The 19,300-nt window shown below is 75.1% G+C and carries 16 protein-coding genes and 1 tRNA gene; 11 read left to right on the top strand and 6 right to left on the bottom strand.

Translation table 11 applies throughout. The features are described 5' to 3' along the window. Positions 1-56 precede the first annotated feature (56 nt). The 3 genes from NPS70_RS07090 (at position 57) to NPS70_RS07080 (ending at position 2,492) form a co-directional block, all read left to right on the top strand. The gene (locus tag NPS70_RS07090) at positions 57-530 is read left to right on the top strand and encodes an anthrone oxygenase family protein (RefSeq protein ID WP_256523180.1); all 474 of its coding nucleotides are present in this window, start codon (positions 57-59) and stop codon (positions 528-530) included. A gap of 357 nt (positions 531-887) precedes the next feature. Further along, positions 888-1,889, top strand: a complete 1,002-nt coding sequence (locus NPS70_RS07085) for a PP2C family protein-serine/threonine phosphatase (protein WP_256523396.1) — start codon at positions 888-890, stop codon at positions 1,887-1,889. A gap of 72 nt (positions 1,890-1,961) precedes the next feature. Next, entirely contained in the window at positions 1,962-2,492 is a 531-nt protein-coding gene (locus NPS70_RS07080) for a MarR family winged helix-turn-helix transcriptional regulator (protein WP_256523179.1), read from the top strand. Positions 2,493-2,875: 383 nt separating this feature from the next. Here the strand turns inward: NPS70_RS07080 and NPS70_RS07075 are convergent, their stop codons facing one another. Both NPS70_RS07075 and NPS70_RS07070 read right to left on the bottom strand, forming a co-directional pair. Continuing rightward, on the bottom strand, positions 2,876-3,589 hold the full coding sequence (locus NPS70_RS07075) for a DUF4142 domain-containing protein (RefSeq protein WP_256523178.1): 714 nt from the start codon (positions 3,587-3,589) through the stop codon (positions 2,876-2,878). A gap of 277 nt (positions 3,590-3,866) precedes the next feature. Then, positions 3,867-3,939: transfer RNA gene (locus NPS70_RS07070), tRNA-Arg, on the bottom strand. Positions 3,940-4,256: 317 nt separating this feature from the next. On the opposite strand from NPS70_RS07070, the gene NPS70_RS07065 reads away from it, so the two are divergent. The 7 genes from NPS70_RS07065 (at position 4,257) to NPS70_RS07035 (ending at position 13,170) form a co-directional block, all read left to right on the top strand. Then, on the top strand, positions 4,257-5,876 hold the full coding sequence (locus NPS70_RS07065; RefSeq protein WP_256523395.1) for a dynamin family protein: 1,620 nt from the start codon (positions 4,257-4,259) through the stop codon (positions 5,874-5,876). Positions 5,877-5,882: 6 nt separating this feature from the next. Next, on the top strand, positions 5,883-7,805 hold the full coding sequence (locus NPS70_RS07060) for a YfjP family GTPase (RefSeq protein ID WP_256523177.1): 1,923 nt from the start codon (positions 5,883-5,885) through the stop codon (positions 7,803-7,805). A 156-nt stretch (positions 7,806-7,961) separates the two neighbouring features. Beyond that, positions 7,962-8,417, top strand: a complete 456-nt coding sequence (locus tag NPS70_RS07055) for a single-stranded DNA-binding protein (protein WP_256523176.1) — start codon at positions 7,962-7,964, stop codon at positions 8,415-8,417. Between the two features lie 251 nt (positions 8,418-8,668). After that, positions 8,669-10,108, top strand: coding sequence for a Cys-Gln thioester bond-forming surface protein (locus tag NPS70_RS07050; RefSeq protein WP_256523174.1), 1,440 nt, complete (start codon positions 8,669-8,671; stop codon positions 10,106-10,108). A 260-nt stretch (positions 10,109-10,368) separates the two neighbouring features. Beyond that, positions 10,369-12,033, top strand: a complete 1,665-nt coding sequence (ettA, locus tag NPS70_RS07045) for an energy-dependent translational throttle protein EttA (protein ID WP_256523173.1) — start codon at positions 10,369-10,371, stop codon at positions 12,031-12,033. A 10-nt stretch (positions 12,034-12,043) separates the two neighbouring features. After that, positions 12,044-12,493 (top strand): thioesterase family protein, encoded by a 450-nt coding sequence (locus NPS70_RS07040; RefSeq protein ID WP_256523172.1) that lies wholly within the window; start codon positions 12,044-12,046, stop codon positions 12,491-12,493. Positions 12,494-12,507: 14 nt separating this feature from the next. Next, the gene (locus NPS70_RS07035) at positions 12,508-13,170 is read left to right on the top strand and encodes a hypothetical protein (protein WP_256523394.1); all 663 of its coding nucleotides are present in this window, start codon (positions 12,508-12,510) and stop codon (positions 13,168-13,170) included. An 81-nt stretch (positions 13,171-13,251) separates the two neighbouring features. Here NPS70_RS07035 and NPS70_RS07030 read toward each other — a convergent pair whose 3' ends face one another. Further along, a complete protein-coding gene (locus NPS70_RS07030; RefSeq protein WP_256523170.1) occupies positions 13,252-13,656 on the bottom strand; it encodes a globin in 405 nt (134 codons plus the stop codon). Positions 13,657-13,761: 105 nt separating this feature from the next. Between NPS70_RS07030 and NPS70_RS07025 the strand changes: the two genes are divergently transcribed. Further along, the gene (locus tag NPS70_RS07025) at positions 13,762-14,760 is read left to right on the top strand and encodes a methyltransferase domain-containing protein (protein ID WP_256523169.1); all 999 of its coding nucleotides are present in this window, start codon (positions 13,762-13,764) and stop codon (positions 14,758-14,760) included. Positions 14,761-14,847: 87 nt separating this feature from the next. On the opposite strand, the gene NPS70_RS07020 is transcribed toward NPS70_RS07025, so the two are convergent. The 3 genes from NPS70_RS07020 to NPS70_RS07010 form a co-directional block, all read right to left on the bottom strand. Then, positions 14,848-16,194, bottom strand: coding sequence for an FHA domain-containing protein (locus NPS70_RS07020; protein WP_256523168.1), 1,347 nt, complete (start codon positions 16,192-16,194; stop codon positions 14,848-14,850). Between the two features lie 105 nt (positions 16,195-16,299). Next, positions 16,300-17,613, bottom strand: a complete 1,314-nt coding sequence (locus NPS70_RS07015) for a VWA domain-containing protein (RefSeq protein WP_256523167.1) — start codon at positions 17,611-17,613, stop codon at positions 16,300-16,302. A gap of 217 nt (positions 17,614-17,830) precedes the next feature. Further along, positions 17,831-19,300 (bottom strand): protein phosphatase 2C domain-containing protein, encoded by a 1,470-nt coding sequence (locus NPS70_RS07010; RefSeq protein WP_256523166.1) that lies wholly within the window; start codon positions 19,298-19,300, stop codon positions 17,831-17,833.

Here is a 19,300-nt window from a genome sequence, read left to right as displayed (position 1 = left end):
CGCCCCCGGGGAGGCAGGACTGTCCGAACCCCCGGCCCCGGGCCATCATGGTGGCCATGCCGACCCTGCTGCTCGCTCTCGCCGTGGTCTCCACCGGCCTGTACGCCGGCTTCATGCTCGTCTTCCTCACCGGCGTCATGCCGGGTCTGGCGCGACTGACGGACGACCAGTTCGTCGCCGCGATGAGGCGCATCAACGAGACCGTGCCGCGGGCCGTCTTCCTGCTGGTGTTCGTCGCGACCGTGGCCTTCCCCGTCGCGGCCCTCGCCGTGCCCGGGGAGGGCCGCCCGGCCGCCCGCGGGTGGCTGCTCGCGGCCGCCCTGGTGTGCTCCGTGCTGAACCACGCCGTGACCGCGGCCGGGAACGTCCCGCTCAACAACGCCCTCGCCGCCGCGGAGAACGCCCGGCCGCCGGTGCCCGCCGCAGCGGCCAGGGCCGCCTTCGAGACCAGGTGGAACCGCCTCCACCTGGTGCGCACCCTGCTGGTGCTGGCCGCCTTCGCCCTGCTGGTCGCCGCGGCCGTCGGGTAGGCGCCGAGGCCCTTCGGAGAGCGGGCGGATACGCGGCGATTGGGTAACGTCCGCCCAGCGAGACGATTCGGCGGCGCGAGCTGTGCATAGGCTGGGAGGAACCGCAGGATGCGCCGTGCCCGGTTCGTGCACCGGTCGGTGCACCGCTCCGGGGCGCGGTCCGGCGGCGCGCCCGTTCCCCTACCGCCCGGAGTCCCCTTGGCCGACGAGCAGCCGCCCCCACCGCAGCCGCGGCGCCCGCGCACGTGGCGGTCCGCCCTGCGCCGACGCCGTCCGCGGCGCCTGCGCTCCCGCGCCGGCTCCCGCGCCGCACCGCCTTCCGGGCAGCGCCTGCTGTCGGTGCTCCCCTTCGCGGTGATGGCCGTCGTGGTGCTCGTCGACCTCACCGCGGGCCCCGGGGTGGGATTCCTGCCCCTGGTCTCCCTGGGGCCCGCCTTCGCGGGCCTGGTCGGCGGCTGGCGGCGCACGGCGCTGATCGGGGCACTGGCCCTGGTGCTCTGCCTCGGCCTCGGTGCCTACGACGGCCTGCTCGGCACCCGGCGGAGCTGGACCGCCATGGCCTCGGTGGCCGGGGTGACCGCGGCGGGTGTCGCGGCCGCCGTGATGCGCCGCCGCCGGGAGACGGAGCTGGCCGGGGTGCGTTCCATCGCCGAGGCCGCCCAGCGGGTGCTGCTGCGGCCCGTGCCCCGCACCGCCGGGCACCTGAGGGTCGCGGGCTCGTACACCTCCGCCGTGGCCGAGGCCCGCATCGGCGGCGACCTGTACGAGGTGGTCGTCTCGCCCGGGGGCGTCCGGGTGATCGTCGGCGACGTCCAGGGCAAGGGCCTCGACGCCGTCGAGACCGCGGCCGTGGTCCTCGGCGTCTTCCGGGAGGCAGCGCACGACGAGGAGGACCTGACGGGCGTGGGCGACCGGCTGGAGCGGGCACTCGAACGCGAGCTGCAGGGGGAGAAGTTCGTCACCGCGGTGCTCGCGGAGCTCAGCCCGGACGGCGGTGCCGTGCTGCTCAACTACGGACACCCGGCCCCGATGGTGCTGCATCCGGGCGCGGCGGTGCGCTTCGCCGAACCCCCTTCCCGCGCCCTGCCCCTGGGCCTGGGCGTCCACGGCGCCCCGGGCCCGGAGCCGTTCGCGCTGGACTTCGCGCCGGGCGACCAGCTGCTGCTCTACACCGACGGGGTCACGGAGACCCGGAACACCGAGGGCCGCTTCTACCCCCTGGGCGAGCGCGGGCCGATGCTGGACGACCCGGATCCCGACGCGGCCCTGGCCGGGCTCCGCGCCGACGTCGAGGAGTTCGCCCAGGCGCCCCCGCACGACGACGCGGCCATGCTGCTGATCCGCTACCGGCAGTCCTGACCGCGGGCCCCGCCGGGTGCCCGATGCGCGCACCCGGCCCGGGCGGCCCGGTCGCCACGGTAGAACTGTGGCATGGACCAATCAGAACGGCCGGGGGCCCGCGAGGCCGACGCGGACGCCGTGACGCATGCCGTACTGACCGCGTCCCGCCTGCTGGTGGCCGTCTCCGCACGCTCCCTGGCGGCCGTCGAGGACCGTGTGACGCTGCCCCAGTTCCGCCTGCTGGTGGTGCTCTCGGCGGAGGGCTCCGCGAAGCTGGCGACGCTGGCGGAGCGGCTCGGGGTGAACCCGTCGACCGCGATGCGGATGGTGGACCGCCTGATCGCCGCGGGCCTGGCCGACCGCCGGGTCAACCCCCGCGACCGGCGTGAGACGGTGCTGCGGCTCACGGAAGCCGGACGGCTGATCGTCCAGGACGTGACCGACCGCCGGCGCCGGGAGATCGCCGGGATCGTCACCCGGCTCAGCCCCGGGCAGAGAACCGCACTCGTCGACGCCCTGGCCGCCTTCACGGAGGCCGGGACGCAGCCGGGAGCGGCCGGGCAGGGCGGCGGGCGTTACCCGCTCGGCTGGTCCGACCTGACGCCGCCTCCTGCCGGCTGACACCGCCTCGGTTCCTCGTACGGCGCCGGCCGGGACGCCCCGCGCCGGCTCCTCGCGCCGGTCCGGGGTCCCACGCGTACAGGGAGAGTCCCACGCGTACAGGGAGAGCCGTGCGGACCGGCAGGACCGGTCGTGCGTGCGCTGCGCGCCCGGGTCCGAGGGCGGGTGCCGCCCTGGGCCCCACGCACCGCTGCTGGTGCGATGGGCCCGATGCGACACGCCGGCGTGCGTGGTGGAGCTGCGTCACCGTGCCAGTGCCGCCCCCGGGCAGAGGCCGACGACGCACCGGGCCCTTCGCCCGTGCAGCATTGCACAGTGCAAGGGATTTGGCTCCCCCCGGGAGGAAGCCGGTCCTCCGGAACCGGTCCGGAGGCCGTGGGAGCCTACTTCGGCGTCACGGCGGCCTCCACCTCCTCGAAGGTCGCCTTGTCCACCAGCCCGGTGTCCTCCAGCACCTCGAGGTGGTCGAGCACCGTCTGGTTCGCCTGGCGGGCATGGCGCCGGATCAGGTCGTTCTGGGTGGAGGCGCGGACCTCGCCGATGGTGGCGAAGATCTTGCCGTGCGAGGCGCGCAGCAGGTTGGCGAAGATGCGGTCGAACTCCGCGCCGCGCGCGTTCTCCATCTGCCGCACGAAGTCCTGCTGTTCGGCCGTCGCCTCGTTGGGCAGGGCCACCCCGAGGATCTGGGCGTCCTCGCGGACCAGCTGGTCGAGCTTGCTGTGCCCGTCGATGAGGTGCAGTCCCGCGCGCTTCACGGCCTCGCTGGAGGCGTGGGTCTGGGCGAGGCGCCCGGCCGGGATCTCCCACAGTCCGGCCTGGCGCACCTTGACGAGGAAGATCTTGTCGATCTCGGTGACGGGTTGAGGCCCCTGTCCGTCCTGGGCCGCACCGGCCGATCCGGCGTCCGTGACGCCGCCGTCTGTGGTGTTGCCGCTGCCGAGCGCCGACCCGGCCGAGACCGGCGAGCCCGCCTGGGCCTCACCGCCCCCGGTCCGGATCAGGACCAGGACCACGGCCACCGCGGCCACGGCGGCCGCGGCCATCAGGATCAGCCGCACCGGACCCGTGGAACCCGCTGCGCGTCGATTCGGACGCATGATGTCTCCCGCTGTTCATGACGACGTGTCCCCCAGGGGGACCTGGCACCGGGGAGCGGTGGTGTCTGCGGCTGGCACGGCACGCAGCCAGGGGTACGGGCGGGTCGGCGCGGGCGTTCAACGGCACGGCCGGGGATCCGGGGCGCGTCCGGCGGGTGCGGGAGTGGGGGAGGGACCCGCCGGAGCTTATGCGGGCACTACGGTCCGCCCGCTAGAGTCCCCTGCACCCAGCGCGAAGGCCCTCCCGGAAGAGGGCCTCGCGGTGGTGCGGGTCGTGCGCCCCCGGCAGGACTCGAACCTGCGGCCAAGCGCTTAGAAGGCGCCTGCTCTATCCGCTGAGCTACGGGGGCCGGTGGTGCTCGGCCAGGGTGGCCTGGAGCCCATGGGCGGTCTTCGGCCTCGCCGGGCACAAGGATAGGGCTCCGATCCCCTTGGACCCGCTGCTTCGCCTGCGTGGCACGATGTGGAGGTTCAGTGAAGCGAACCGATAATCGCAGGCAGGCGCGATTTGTGCATCGGTTTTGACGCCGCTTCGCTGCGGGTGTTGTGCACTCGTTATGCCTGAGTCCCACTCGTCCCTTGTGTACTGTCTGTCCGATCGGCGCGCAGAGATGCCCATACGCTTCAAAAAGCTGCCAAAATTGGGCATTCTTCGCATGTGGTGACCTTGGATGCACGGCCTCAGCTGATCGACGCACTCTCCGCCCTGCGCGACCGTGTCGCCGCCGTGCGCCTGCCGCTTCCGCTGCCCGGCGCACCGCGGGCCCGGCAGACACGCGCGGAGCTGCTGGCGCAGCTCGACGACTACCTGGTCCCGCGGCTCAAGGACCCCGACTCCCCGCTCCTGGCCGTCGTCGGCGGCTCGACCGGGGCGGGCAAGTCCACACTCGTCAACTCCCTCGTCGGCAGGCGGGTGAGCGAGGCCGGAGTGCTGCGGCCCACGACCCGTACCCCCGTGCTCGTCTGCCACCCGGACGACCACCACTGGTTCGCCGGGGCGCGGGTGCTGCCCCGCCTCGCCCGGCTGTGGACCGCGCCCCGCGACGAGGCCGGGCCGGACGGCGACGAGCCGTCGGCGTCCACCGGGGCGGGCGCGGCGCCGGACGGGGGCTCCCTGCGGATCGAGACCGCCGCCGCCCTTCCCCGCGGTCTCGCCCTGCTGGACGCCCCCGACATCGACTCCCTCGTGGTGGAGAACCGGGCCATGGCCGCCGAGTTGCTCTGCGCGGCCGACGTCTGGGTGATGGTCACGACCGCCTCCCGCTACGCCGACGCGGTCCCCTGGTACCTGCTCCGCACGGCGAAGGAGTACGACGCCACGCTGGTCACCGTCCTCGACCGGGTCCCCCACCAGGTGGTCGACGAGGTGTCACGGCAGTACGCGGCGCTCCTCACCAAGGCCGGGCTGGGCCATGTGCCGCGCTTCACCGTGCCCGAACTGCCCGAGTCCACGGGCGGCGGCAACGGGCTCCTGCCCGCCACCGCCGTGGCCCCGCTGCTGGCCTGGCTCGCCCACCGCGCCCAGGACCCGGCCGCCCGGCAGCAGGCCCTCGCCCGGACCGCCGGCGGCGCGCTGGACTCGCTCCGCTCGCGGATGCCCGAACTCGCGGGCGCCGTCGCCGCCCAGCACGCCGCCGCCGTACGGCTCAGCGGGGCCGTGGAGGAGTCGTACAGGGCCCAGAGCGAGCGGGTGCAGGCACGACTCGCGGCGGGCGCCGTGCTCGCGGGGGACGCCCGCACCCGCTGGCGCGGCCACCCCCGCGACAGCTCCGCCGGGGAACTCCTCGACGCCCTCGTCGCCAGCCTCTCGACCCTGCTCCAGTGCGCCGTCGCCGCCGCCGACGAGAAGGTGGCGCAGACCTGGGCGCGGGAGCCCGCCGCGGCCGCCCTCGGCGGACAGGGCCGGGTGGACCTGGAGAGCGGCGAGCGCATCGGCATCGCCGTCCGCCGGTGGCGGCGCGTGCTGGAGGAGTACGCCGAGGAGGAGGTGCGGGGCATGGAGCGCAGCACCGCCCCCGACCCGGAGGCGGTCGCCGCCCTCCTCGCCACCGCCCTGCTCGGGGGGCGCCGGGCCCGGGGGGCCGGGGAGCGCCTGGCCGAGCGGATGGGCGCCCAGGGTGCCCTGAGGCTCCGCGACAAGGGCGGCGACCTGCTGAGGACCACCATCGACGAGGTACTGCACAGCGAACGGGACCGGCGGCTCGCCCCCCTCGACGCCCTGGAGGTCACGCCCGAGCCGCAGGCCGAGCTGATCGCCGCGCTGTCCCTACTGCAGAAGGAGAGGTGAGCGCGGGTGACCGCCATCACCGACGACGAGAACGAGACCGGCGACCGCTGGGACGACGGAGTGATCGCCCGCCGGGCCGAGCCCGGGACGGGCGCCGCCGAAGGGGGCGGCGAGGCCGCCGGGGACGGCGAGCGGGACGCGTGCTCCGAGGACCGCGCCGAGGCGGGGGCGGACGAGGGCCCGCACGACCCCGCGGAGGCCCCCGGAGCCCTCGGCAGCCCCCTGCGGGACAGGCTGGACGCCCTGCGGGACCTCCTCGGCCTCTCCCAGGCCCGCCTGGACGGCAGGACGCTCGCCGAGGCCGGGCGGGTCCTGGACGAGGCCGCCGCCCGGCGGCGGCTCTCCTCGCGGCACACCGTGGTCGCCATCGCCGGGGCCACCGGGAGCGGCAAGTCCACGCTGTTCAACGCCCTGGCCGGGGTCCGCATCGCCGAGACGGGGCTGCGCCGCCCGACCACCTCGGCCCCCATCGCCTGCACCTGGTCCGAGGGGGCGGCCGGGCTCCTGGACCGGCTCGCGATCCCCGGGCGGCTGCGCCGCAGGCCGCTGGCGGGCGGTGACGGCGACGAGCAGCTGCACGGCCTGGTCCTCGTCGACCTGCCCGACCACGACTCCGCCGTGGTCCACCACCGCGAGCAGGTGGACCGGATCCTGGCCCTGGTCGACGCGGTGATCTGGGTGGTCGATCCGGAGAAGTACGCCGACGCCGCCCTCCACGAGCGCTATCTGCGCCCCCTCGCGGGCCACGCCGAGGTCAGCTTCGTGGTGCTGAACCAGACCGACCGGCTGCCGGGCGAGGCCGCCGACCAGGTCCTGGACGACCTGCGGCGGCTGCTCGACGAGGACGGCATGGCCGTCGGCGAGCACGGTGACCCGGGAGCCGCGGTGCTCGCCGTCTCCGCCCTCACCGGTCAGGGGATCCCCGAACTGCGCGAGATGCTGGGCGCGTTCGTGCAGGCCCGGGACGCCGCCGGGCGCAGGCTCTCCGCCGACGTCGACGCGGCCGCCGACGCCCTCCGCCCGGTCTACGTGGCCGAGGGCCGGACCGGTCTCGGCGAGCGGGCACGGGAGGACTTCGCCGCCCGGCTCGGGGACGCCGTCGGGGCCGCCTCCGCCGGGGAGGCCGCGGAGCGCGAGTGGCGGCGCAACGCCAACCGGGCCTGCGGGACGCCGTGGCTGCGCCTGTGGCGCTGGTACGAGCGCACGCGGATGCCCGGGGCCGCGGCGCTCCGCCCGCCGCCGCCCGCCGAGGACGAACCCACCGCCCGTCAGCGCGTGGAGCAGGCCGTGCGCACCGTCGCCGACGAGGCCGCCGACGGCCTGCCCGCGCCCTGGGCGCAGGCGGTCCGGGAGGCGGCGCAGCGCGGAGCGCAGGACCTGCCCGGCGCCCTGGACGAACTCGCGGCCCGGGAGGCGGCCGCCTCCGGCGGACGGCCGCCCCGCCCCGCGTGGTGGCCTGCGGCGGTGCTCGCCCAGGTGGCCATGACGCTCCTGCAGGTCTACGGCGGCCTCTGGCTCGTCGGCCAGATCGTCGGCGTGCTCGAACCCGGGCTCCTGCCGCCGGTGCTGGTGATGCTCGCGGGGATCGTCGGCGGCCCCCTGGTGGAGTGGGCCTGCGCCGCCGCGGCCAGGGGGCCGGCACGGCGCTACGGGCAGGACGTCACCCGGCGTCTGCACGAGGCGGCGGGCGCCTGCGGCAGGGCCACGGTGCTGGACCCGATCGCCACGGAGCTCATGCGCTACCGCGAGGTGCGCGAGCGGTACGCCGCCGTGACGGGGCCCGGCGGCGGCCCGGCCCCGCGCCCCGCGGCGGGCCCCGGCGGAGGAGGCGGACCGGTGGGGGGCCCGGGCGGCTCCGTGCGCGGCGGCGCGGCGGGTGCGCACCGGCGCGGTCCCGGGCGGGGGAAGGTGCGCAGCCGGATCGGGTGAGGCCGTTGTCCCCAACCCCTCCGCCGTCCACAGGCTCCGGCGCCGACCGGGGGCCGGGGCCAGCATGGGACCGGTAGGCCGCAGCACACCGCACACCGCACACCGGGGCGGTGGGCTGCGGAGCCGGAATTCCAACCCGACGGGGAGACAGCGGAGATGAACGACACGATGGTGACGCTGGTGGGGAATGCCGCCACGAATGTCGAGTACCGCGAAACGGCGGCCGGGGGCATGGCTCGATTCCGATTCGCGGTGCCCGTGCGCAGGTGGGACAGGCGGAACGCCCACTGGGCCGACGGCCCGACGAGCTTCTACACGATCTTCGCCTGGCGGTCGCTGGCCATGAATCTGGCGGGATCCGTTTCCGTCGGTGAACCACTCGTCGTCCACGGCCGGCTGAAAGTCCGTGAGGAGGCATCCGACGGGCGGCGGCGGGCCTTCGTCGACGTCGACGCCCTGGCGGTGGGCCACGACCTGACCCGGGGGACGGCGGCGTTCCGCCGTGTGACGAGGGATGATCCCAGGGTGACGGCCGCCCGTCCCGGGTCCGGGGGTGCCGGGGGAGGGCGCGCCGAGATGCCGGAGGCGCGCGCTCCGGCGCCCCTCAACTGACGTGTGAGTGTGTTGATTTGTCGATGTGCAACCCGAAAAAGGGGCGGAAGAGGAAAGATCGGTCGCCGGGGATAACGATTCCGATTCGGAACGGTTGTAGGACGGCATGAAGGGGGACCGCGTCCACTTCCGTCCATAGGATTCCCGCGTGCTCACGGGGCACTTGAGACTGCTGGCGAGACTCACCCATCACGCATCACACGTGTGCGCATCCGCGCGTCCATGCGGGATCTCGCCCGGAGGGGAATTCTGTGTTTGATCTGTTCTCTGCGGCCGCCTCGACCGGGCGCCGCACCGTTCGTCGGCGCATAGCCGCCGCGGCCGCCACCGCCGGCCTGGTTGCCATGGGCACGCTCACGGGGGCCGGTACCGCCGTCGCCGACGACGCCACCGAGCACCACGGGGGCGCCGTCGCGACTCTCGACGGGCTGAAGACCTTCGACTACGCCAAGATCAAGGGCGTCAAGGATCCGCTGCCCGCCGGTCTGTTCGAGATGAGCGTCGAGGGCGGCGGCCACCTCAAGACCTACTGCATCGACATCCACAACCCGACCCAGGACAAGGCGAAGTACCTGGAGACCCCCTGGGCCCAGACCTCGCTCGGCTCCAACGACGACGCGGGCAAGATCCTCTGGATCCTCCAGAACTCGTACCCGCAGGTCGACGACCTCTCGGCGCTCGCCGAGAAGGCCGGTGCCAAGCGCCTGACGGCGGAGACCGCCGCCGCCGGCACCCAGGTCGCCATCTGGCGCTTCTCCGACGGCGTCGACGTCCGGGCCAAGAACAAGCAGGCCGAGAAGCTGGCCGACTGGCTCGAGGAGAGCGCCCAGAACCTCCAGGAGCCGAAGACCTCGCTCACCCTGGAGCCCAACGCGGTCTCCGGCAAGGCGGGCAGCCGCCTCGGCCCGGTCACCGTGCAGACCAACGCCTCCGAGGTGTCCGTCGCGGGCCCGGCCGACTCGGCCGCCACCGGCGTCAAGGTCACCGACAAGGACGGCAACGCCCTCACCAGCGCGGCCAACGGCTCGGAGCTCTACTTCGACGTGCCCGAGGGTGCGGCCGACGGCTCGGCCGAGCTGACCGTCCAGGCGACCACCTCCGTCCCGGTCGGCCGCGCGTTCGCCAGCGCCAGCAAGAGCCAGACGCAGATCCTGGCCGGCTCCAGCGAGACCACCGTCACCGCCAAGGCGAGCGCGAACTGGGCCACCAAGGGCGCCATCCCCTCGGTGACCGCCGAGAAGAACTGCGTCAAGGGCGGTGTGGACGTCACGGCGAGCAACGAGGGCGACTCCCCGTTCACCTTCGAGCTCGCGGGCGAGAAGCACACCGTCGGCGCGGGCGAGTCGAAGACCGTGACCGTCCCGGTCGCCGAGGACCAGGCCTACGACTTCACCATCACCGGTCCCAACGGCTTCTCCGAGCGTTTCCAGGGCGTACTGGACTGCGAGACCCAGGGCACCCCGGCGCCTGAGACGCCCGGCGACGAGGAGACCCCCTCCTCCGAGCCGAGCCCGGCCACGGCCGGCGGCTCCTCCGCGGGCTCCGACGGCGGCTCCGGCGGCGAGGACCTGGCCGCCACCGGTGGCTCCAGCGCGACCCCGATGATCGCCGGTATCGCGGTCGTCCTGGTCGTCGCGGGCGGTGCCGCGATGTTCATCCTGCGCCGGAAGAAGGCGGTCTCCGGAGAGTGATCTCCGGCGGGTGACCGCCCCTGAAGGCCGTAGACGGGCCCGGTGCGCACGCGCGCGCCGGGCCCGTCGGCGTGCCCGGTGCGCCGGGTGCGCGGGGGCGGCGCGATCCGGCCGCGCGCCCCGGCGCGCGGCCCGCCCGCACCCGTGCGCCGGGCACCTCCCCGGCCCGCGACCGCCGGGGCCACGCGGTTTTCGCCCACGGGCCCGCGTACGGCAAGATGGGTGTATCTGCCCATCCACTGCCTGCCGGACGGTTTCTCTTGGCTGAGTACATCTACACGATGCGCAAGACGCGCAAGGCGCACGGCGACAAGGTCATCCTCGATGACGTGACGCTGAGCTTCCTGCCCGGCGCGAAGATCGGTGTGGTCGGCCCCAACGGCGCCGGTAAGTCCACTGTGCTCAAGATCATGGCCGGACTGGAGCAGCCGTCCAACGGCGACGCCTTCCTGTCCCCCGGCTACACGGTGGGCATCCTCCTGCAGGAGCCCCCGCTCGACGAGGACCGGACGGTCCTGGAGAACGTCCAGATGGGCGTCGCCGAGGTCAAGGGCAAGCTCGACCGCTTCAACGCCATCGCCGAGGAGATGGCGACGAACTACACGGACGAGCTCATGGAGGAGATGGGCAGGCTCCAGGAGGACCTGGACCACGCGAACGCCTGGGACCTCGACGCCCAGCTCGAGCAGGCCATGGACGCCCTCGGCTGCCCGCCCGCCGACTGGCCGGTCACCAACCTCTCCGGCGGCGAGAAGCGCCGCGTGGCGCTGTGCAAGCTGCTGCTGGAGGCCCCCGACCTGCTCCTGCTCGACGAGCCCACCAACCACCTGGACGCCGAGTCCGTCCAGTGGCTGGAGGCGCACCTCGCCAAGTACGCCGGCACCGTCGTCGCGATCACCCACGACCGGTACTTCCTCGACAACGTGGCCGAGTGGATCCTGGAGCTCGACCGCGGCCGCGCCCACCCCTACGAGGGCAACTACTCCACCTACCTGGAGAACAAGGCCGCCCGCCTCAAGGTCGAGGGCCAGAAGGACGCCAAGCGCCAGAAGCGCCTCAAGGACGAGCTGGAGTGGGTCCGCTCCAACGCCAAGGGGCGGCAGGCCAAGTCCAAGGCCCGTCTGGCCCGCTACGAGGAGATGGCCGCCGAGGCGGACAAGATGCGGAAGCTGGACTTCGAGGAGATCCAGATCCCGCCGGGCCCCCGGCTGGGCAGCGTCGTCGTCGAGGTCAGCAACCTCTCGAAGGCCTTCGGCGAGAAGGTCCTCATCGACGACCTCTCCTTCACCCTGCCGCGCAACGGCATCGTCGGCGTGATCGGCCCCAACGGCGCCGGCAAGACCACGCTGTTCAAGATGATCCAGGGCCTGGAGAAGCCGGACTCCGGCCACATCAAGGTCGGCGAGACGGTCAAGATCTCCTACGTCGACCAGTCCCGCGCGAACATCGACCCCAAGAAGACGCTGTGGGCCGTCGTCTCCGACGAGCTGGACTACATCAACGTCGGCCAGGTCGAGATGCCGTCCCGGGCCTACGTCAGCGCCTTCGGCTTCAAGGGCCCGGACCAGCAGAAGCCCGCGGGCGTGCTGTCCGGCGGTGAGCGCAACCGCCTCAACCTGGCGCTCACCCTCAAGCAGGGCGGCAACCTGCTGCTCCTCGACGAGCCCACCAACGACCTGGACGTCGAGACGCTGTCCTCGCTGGAGAACGCGCTGCTGGACTTCCCCGGCTGCGCCGTGGTCGTCTCCCACGACCGCTGGTTCCTCGACCGCGTCGCCACCCACATCCTGGCGTACGAGGGCGACTCCAAGTGGTTCTGGTTCGAGGGCAACTTCGAGTCCTACGAGAAGAACAAGGTCGAGCGCCTCGGCCCGGACGCGGCCCGGCCGCACCGCGCCACGTACAAGAAGCTCACCCGGGGCTGAGGCGAGCGACATGGCACGTCACATCTACCGCTGCCCGCTGCGCTGGTCGGACATGGACGCCTTCGGGCACGTCAACAACGTCGTCTTCCTGCGGTACCTGGAAGAGGCGCGGATCGACTTCATGTTCCGGCTGGCCCCGGGCGACGGCTCGCCCTCCTTCTCCGGCGGATCCGTGGTCGCACGGCACGAGATCGACTACGTGCGGCCCCTGGTCCACCGCCACGAGCCGGTGGTCGTCGAGTCCTGGGTGACCAGGATCAGCGCGGCGTCGCTGACCATCGCCTACGAGGTGAAGGAGGCCGACGAGCCGGACACGGTGTACGTGCGTGCCTCGACCGTCGTGGTGCCCTTCGACCTGGCCGCGCAGCGTCCGCGCCGGATCAGCGCAGAGGAGAAGGCCTTCCTCAGCGAGTACCTCGACGCCCCGGCGGAGAGGGCAGAGGACGCCGTCGCCGCATGACCCCCCGGACGCCCGTGACCGCACCCGTGCAGAGCCTGCACCTCGCCGACGCGAGGGAGGCGGAGGACCTCTCCGCCTTCCTCGCCCGGCTGATCCACTACGACCGCGCCGCGGCGGTCAGGATCCAGGCCGGCGGGGAGGCGCTGGCCGTGTTCGGGCGTCCCCCGTCCTTCGAGGTGCTGGCCATCCGCACCGCGCGGCTGGCCGAGCCCGCCGCGATCGACACGACCGTCTCCGCCGGGGAGCTTCTGGAGTCGCTCGGCGGGAACAGGTGCACCGTCCCCGCGGCGGTCACCGGGCCGCCGTGGGCGGGGGTGCTGCCGCCCCGCGGCGGCTGGCACGGGCTGGCGGGACTGCCCCCGGTGCCGGAGCTGAGGGGCGCGGTCGCCGAGGCCGTCGCCGAGTTCCGGGCCCGCGACGAGGCGCTGCCCGCCGGGGAGCGCACCCGGACCGGGCGCGACCGCATCGGCCGGGAGATCTGGTCCCGTACGGTCGGCGGCACCGGGCTGCCCCTGAGGGCCGTGCACGCGGCGCAGTCGCTCGGCTTCCTGAGGCCGGGCGCCCCCGCCGACCTGCTGGCCGCGAGCGGCTGGCTCCGGCTCCGGACGCCCTTCGGGTCCGTCGCCGTGCGCAGCGGGGGCCTCGGCGGCCTCCCGCTCACCCCCCGCCGCGCCTGAACCCCGGCCCCGCGTGCGCCGCCCGGCAGGGGCGCACCGGTCCGGTCCGCCGGCCCCGGGGCGCATGCCGGGTGTGCGGGACTACCCGGGGGTGTTCACCATCGACGCGGCCGCGTAGACGAGGTAGTCCCAGAGCTGCCGCTCGTGCTCGGGGGCGAGCCCCAGCCCGTCCACGGCCTCCCGCATGTGCCGCAACCAGGCGTCGTGGGCCGCGCGGTCCACGGTGAAGGGGGCGTGCCGCATCCGCAGCCGCGGATGGCCCCGGTTGTCGCTGTAGGTGCGGGGCCCGCCCCAGTACTGCATGAGGAAGAGCGCGAGCCGCTCCTCCGCGGGCCCGAGGTCCTCCTCCGGGTACATCGGCCGCAGCAGAGGGTCCCCGGCCACTCCCTGGTAGAACAGGTGGACGAGGCGTCGAAAGGTCTCCTCGCCGCCGACCTGCTCGTAGAAGGTCTGCTCCTGAAGCGTCCCGCGCGGAATCTCGTTCACCCGTACATCGTCTCAGACGACCCGGCCGGGGCCGGAAGTCCTAGGACCGCCGGCGGGACCCCTGCGCCGGTGGCCCCGCGGGCGCGGGGGCAGGACAGTGGAGTCATGTCCGCGCGCACCCCCGGCCCCGCCCCCGCCGACCCCTTCGCCGGTCCCGGCGCCCGGGCGCGGAGCGCGCTGGTGAAGGAGATCGTCGCGGACGGGGGGCTGTCCGACCCGGGCTGGCGGTCGGCCTTCGCGGCGGTGCCGCGCCACCTCTTCGTCCCCTGCTACTTCGTCAACCGCTCCGGGGTCTACGAGCGCAGGTGGCGCGAGGACCCGGACCCGGAGGAGCGGGACCGCTGGCTCCACGGCGCGTACGAGGACGCGCCGCTGGCGACCCGCCTGCGCGACGGGACCCTGCTGTCCTCCTCCAGCCAGCCCTCGCTGATGGCCCGGATGCTCCAGGCGCTGGAGGTGGCCCCGGGCGACCGCGTCCTGGAGATCGGCGCGGGCACCGGGTACAACGCGGCGCTGCTGGCGCACCGGCTCGGCGACGCCGCGGTGACCACGGTGGACGTCGAGCCGGAAGTCGTGGAGTCGGCCCGGCGGCACCTGGACGAGGCCGGGTACCACCCGGTGGTGGCCGTGGGCGACGGCTCGCGCGGCCATCCCGGACGCGCGCCCTTCGACGCCGTCATCGCCACCTGTGCTCCCGCCTCGGTGCCCGACCCGTGGATCTCCCAGTGCCGGCCGGGAGCCCGGATCGTCGCACCGCTGTCCACCGGGGTGGTCGCCCTGCGGGTGGGTCCCGACGGGCGGAGCGCCGAGGGGCGCTTCCTGCACACCTCCGCCTACTTCGTGCCGCTGCGCGGCGGAGCGGCGCCCCTGGAACCGGGTGCGGGCGGACTCCCGCGGCGTGCCATCGAGAACGATCTGTTCCGCTTCCTGCTGACGCTCACCGCGGGCACCCTCGACCCACGCGAGGCGCTCTCGCTGTGGGAGCGGGAGCACCGTCCCGGGCGGCGGCGTTTCGGCGTCACGGTCGGCGGCGGGCGCCAGTGGGCCTGGCTCGACGACCCCGAGGGACCGTACGCGTGGCCCCTGGGTGCGGCGGGGGCCTGACCGGGGCGCGCACCGGGTGCACCGTGCCCCGCCACGGCCGCGGTCCCGGCCCGCACGGACCGGGGCCGCGGCCTGCGGCGGCCCCGGTCAGCCCCGGCGGAGCGTGAGGGTCGTCCAGGCGCCGACGTGCACCTGGTCGCCGTCGTGGAGGGGGACGGGGACGTAGGGCTGGATCGGGTCCTCGGCGCCGTTGAGCGTCGTGCCGTTGGTCGAGTTCTGGTCCACCACGGCCCAGGAGCCGTCGGGCTGCTGCACCAGCACCGCGTGCTGGTGGGAGACGCCCGGATCCTCCGGCGGCACGGACAGGTCGATGTCGGGGGCCTCTCCCGTCGAGTGCCTGCGCCGCCCGATGGTCACCTGGCTCCCGGTGAGCGGCACGTGCCGCTCGGGGGAGTAGGCGGGCAGGTTCAGCGCGGCCGCCTCGGGGCCGCTGCGCTGCATCATCGCGGTGAAGTACGCGCGGTCCGGCCCGACGACCGCGGTCCAGCTGTCCGGGCCGGGCGGGGGGGCCGGGAACTGCGGGGGGTGCCCCGTGCCGTGCTGCGGGCCGCCCTGGGGGGCCTGCTGCGTGCCGTCCTGGTGCGGCGGGTAGCCGCCGTGCCCCGTCGGCGGTCCCTGGTGCCCCGGGGGAGCGGACTGGTCCGACGAGGGCGCCTGCTGCCCGTGGGGCGGCGGCGGTGCCATGGGCCCCTGCGGTGCGTAGGGCCCCTGGTGCGGCTGGGGTGCAGCCGGTCCCTGCGGCCCGTGGGGTGCGGAAGGCCCGTGCGGCCTCGGGGGCGCGGGAGGGGCGTGCGTCGCCTGGGGCGAGGGCGGCGGGGGAGGGGACTGCGTCCGCGACGGAGGCGGCAGCAGCCAGTCGTCGCCCCCGCCGGTCTGCTGCGGCGGTACGGGGGGACCGGGCTCGGCCTGCCGGAAGGCGCCGGGAGCGTGCGGCGCACCCGGCGGAGGGAAGCCCGGCGGGGGCTCGGGGGCGCCGGCCTCCGGGCCGGGTTCCTGGCCCAGCGGCTCGGCGGGCCGGTTGACCTGAGAGGGCCGCGAGTCCTGGTAGGCGAAGGAGTCGGGGTGCCGGGTGCCCTGGGCTGGCGCCCCCGGCGGCCCCTGCGGAGGGGGCCCGGTCCGGAAGGCGGGCGGCAGGTTCGGGCCCGGCGCGGACGGCGGCGCGAGGGGCGTGTACGACGTGGCCGTATGGGTCACGAAGTTGTACCGGCACTCCTCGCAGAACGACGCCGTGGCGTCCCGGGGCGTGCGGCACTGCGGGCAGAGCTCGGCCTGGGCGGTGGCGTGCGGATCGGCCGGCCCCGGGTAGCCGTACCCGGGCGGCGGGGGAGGCTGCGGCATCGCTCCCGGAGGAGCACCGGCACCGCTCATGCGATGGCCGCACACCTCGCACCAGTCGTCGGAACCCGACTGATGTCCGTTCGGGCAGGTCGGCATGTCGGCGCTCCCCCCTCTCCCTCTCGGCCCCCCGGGGCCGGCTCGCTTCTGCTCGGACGTGCCTGTACGCGTCCTGGCGGCCGGCGCTGCCGACCCTTCCGGCCGCTACTTCTTCACGCGAACGGTCTTGGTGGACCGCGTGTCGAGCGTCATCTCGTCCGCGTCCGCGACCTTCGCCTTCAGTCGCACAGTACCGGTCGCGGCGTCGACCACCTCCACCACCTTCGAAAGGAGTTTCGCCGTGTCCGTGTTCCCCGAGCGTGCGGCGAGCTGGACGGCACGGCCCAGTTTCGCGGTCGCGCCGCCGAAGTCCCCCGATGCGCGCGCCCGCAGGCCCTGCCGGATCGCCTGCGCCAGCTCGGCCTGCCCCGTGTAGTGCGCCACCTGGGGGTTGATCCGGGTGGACACGGCCGGGTCCGCCGTCCAGACCGCGCGGACGAGCCCCTGCGACAGCACCTCGGGGGCGTCCCCGCCCGTCGCGGGGGCCACGAGGGAGACCCGCGCCGCCAGCATCTCCCGCCCCACGTCGGCCGGCGGGACGCGGACGCAGAGGTGGTAGTCGCGGGACTCGTCCCCCCAGGAGCCGGTCGGGTAGTCGCCGGCCCGCGGGGGAACCTCGGCGCGCCGCCCGGTCAGGTCCTCCAGGGACGGGGCGACCTGCTTCACGAAGACGATCCCGGCCCCGGCGGGAGTCCACACCCGCAGCCGGACGTCGGCCACCGACTTGCCCATGGCGCGCTCCGCGATCGCGGTGAAGTCCCCGGCCAGACCGCTCGGGTCGGCGACGATGTCGGCCGTCCCCAGCAGGGCCGAGGCGATCCGGGTGACCTCCCGCACCTCCCAGTCCGTGCCCACGCCGCGGGCATCGCAGGTGAAGCGCCCCGCGCAGGCGTCCAGCGCGGCCCGGAGCGCCTCGGGCGACTCGTGCTCGTTGCGCCCGTCGGTCAGCAGCACACCGTGCCGGACGGACACCTCCGCGGAGCCGAGGAGCCGGTCGGCCAGCCGCAGCCAGGTCCCGATCGCGGTGCCCCCGCCCGGCGCCAGCCCGCCCAGTGCCTGCTTCGCCGCGGCGCGGGTGGCAGGGCCCGCGACGGCCAGCCTGCCGCCGCCCGGGTAGACCTCGACGGCCTCGTGGGTGCCCGCCACCACGGCGAAGGCGACCCCGTCGTGCAGCGTGTCCAGGGCTGCCGCCGTCGCCTCCCGGGCGTGGCGCAGCTTCGCCGGAGGGTGGTCCATCGAGCCGGAGCAGTCGACCATGATCACGAACCCGGCCCGGGAACCGGCGGAGCCGGTCGCCCCGCCGCCCGTCGCGGTCACGGTCACCACGGCGTGGACCTCGCTCCCGCCCTCGGGGAGGTACTCGTTCTGGTGGATGCCGACGGAGAAGCGGGGCACCGGGGACTTGGCGAACACGGCCATCTGATCGGCTCCTCGGGAGCGGGACGGGGACGGACGGTCGGATCCTGGGCGTGCCGGGGAAAGCGGCGCGCTGCCGAAGGACGGGCCCCGCGCGTCACACGGGTGCGGTCGCGGGGCGGGGGCCCGCCCTCCCGCCGTGCGCACCCGGACGGCTCCGGCACCGCGGCGGATGCGCGTGCCGGTCGCCGCGTGCCGGGCGGGGCCTCCTGCGCACCTCCTACTCCCTGCCGCCGGCGGGCCCCGGCCCGTCGGCGGCCACGGCGAACGGCAGCACGGCCACCGTCACGTTGTCGTGGCCGCCCCCGTCGAGTGCGTGGCCGACGAGGGTCCGCGCGCTGTGCAGTGGCCGTTCGGCGGCGTCCGGCGGCACGGCGCGGGCCATGTCCTGAGCCCCCTCGGCGTAGTTCCACAGGCCGTCGGTGCAGACCACCACGACTCCCGGACGGTCCGGTTTGAAGGCCGCCGTGTGCGGCTCCACCTCCACGGCGTCGGCGCCCAGCCAGCCGGTGATGGCGTGGGCCCGCTCGTCGGCGTACGCCTCCGCCTCGTTCAGCAGGCCCGCGGCGACCATCTGCGCCGCCCAGGAGTCGTCCTCCGTCAGGCGGGCCGGAGGGCCGCTGCGGTCGTCGGGGACCCAGTAGGCGCGGCTGTCGCCGACCCAGCCCACCACCAGCAGCCCACCGGCGCAGACCGCGCCGACGATGGTGCACGCGGGCGCGTTCCGGTGCCGGTGGTCCTCCTCCGGCACGCCTCCCCCGGGGTCGGCCAGGGAGCCGACCGCCTCCGCCGCGGCCACGATCGCCTCGTGCATGGCCTGCTGCGGGTGCGTGCCGCGGGGCAGGGAGGCGAGCAGCCGCTCGCTCGCGGCGCGGGCGGCGGCCTCCGACGCCTCGTCGGGCCGGGTGGCCGAGGAGACGCCGTCGCAGACCACGGCGAGGACCGCGGGGGAGCCGTCGGGCAGTGCCGTCGAGGACACGGCGAACGCGTCCTCGTTGCGGTGGTGGCGCAGTCCGCGGTCGCTGACCGCGGCCACCGCGCCGAGCTCCTGCTCGACGTGGTCCCGCTCGCGGGGTTGGGCGTGCCCGCAGTTCTCGCAGTAGCCGTCGGGGTCCACCCGGCCCGACCGGCAGGCCACGCAGACCCGGCCGCGCGCGGCGGGCGCCGAGGCGGGCGGGTGCACCGCCCGCGGGTCCACCGCGGGTGGGGCGGCGGGCCGGGGCGCGGCGAGCTCGAAGTCCCCGGCACCCGGGCGGTCGTGGCACACCGGGGCCGGACCGGGCTCCCGCCGCGCCGCCTCGCGACCCGCGTCCGCATCGGGCTGCGGCGCGGCGCCCGGGGGCGCCGTCGGCGCGGCGGGCCGCGGGACGGCCGGCGCGGGTGGCGTGGCGGGCGGCTCGGACGCGGCCGCGTCCGGAGCGGCCGGGTGGTCCGGGAGCCCACCGCCCCCGGAGTCCGTGCCCGGGAGGTCGCCGGGCTGCTGGGTGCGCGGCGCCAGGCCGGAGGTGTCCGTGCCGTCGGCCGCGGGCCACTCCACCGGGGCGCCCGGGCCCGCCGGGGCCGGGCGGGCGGGCGCGGGGAGCGCGGACAGGTCCCGTCCGCAGACCCCGCAGAAACGGTCGCCGGGTTCCACCGGCTCCTCGCAGCCGGGGCAGGACTGCCGCTCGGCCGACTGGTGCATGTGCGCCAT

It is taken from the genome of Streptomyces sp. C10-9-1, from assembly GCF_024497955.1.
Lineage (GTDB): Bacteria > Actinomycetota > Actinomycetes > Streptomycetales > Streptomycetaceae > Streptomyces > Streptomyces sanyensis.
This window is presented reverse-complemented; position numbering and strand designations above follow the sequence as displayed.

Bases quoted from the DNA above. Each gene is read 5' to 3' on its own strand.
- NPS70_RS07020 (WP_256523168.1), bottom strand. From the start codon at position 16,194: ATGCCGACCTGCCCGAACGGACATCAGTCGGGTTCCGACGACTGGTGC.
- NPS70_RS07010 (WP_256523166.1), bottom strand. From the start codon at position 19,300: ATGGCGCACATGCACCAGTCGGCCGAGCGGCAGTCCTGCCCCGGCTGC.
- NPS70_RS07090 (WP_256523180.1), top strand. From the start codon at position 57: ATGCCGACCCTGCTGCTCGCTCTCGCCGTGGTCTCCACCGGCCTGTAC.
- NPS70_RS07015 (WP_256523167.1), bottom strand. From the start codon at position 17,613: ATGGCCGTGTTCGCCAAGTCCCCGGTGCCCCGCTTCTCCGTCGGCATC.
- NPS70_RS07080 (WP_256523179.1), top strand. From the start codon at position 1,962: ATGGACCAATCAGAACGGCCGGGGGCCCGCGAGGCCGACGCGGACGCC.
- NPS70_RS07075 (WP_256523178.1), bottom strand. From the start codon at position 3,589: ATGCGTCCGAATCGACGCGCAGCGGGTTCCACGGGTCCGGTGCGGCTG.
- NPS70_RS07055 (WP_256523176.1), top strand. From the start codon at position 7,962: ATGAACGACACGATGGTGACGCTGGTGGGGAATGCCGCCACGAATGTC.
- NPS70_RS07025 (WP_256523169.1), top strand. From the start codon at position 13,762: ATGTCCGCGCGCACCCCCGGCCCCGCCCCCGCCGACCCCTTCGCCGGT.
- NPS70_RS07085 (WP_256523396.1), top strand. From the start codon at position 888: ATGGCCGTCGTGGTGCTCGTCGACCTCACCGCGGGCCCCGGGGTGGGA.
- NPS70_RS07040 (WP_256523172.1), top strand. From the start codon at position 12,044: ATGGCACGTCACATCTACCGCTGCCCGCTGCGCTGGTCGGACATGGAC.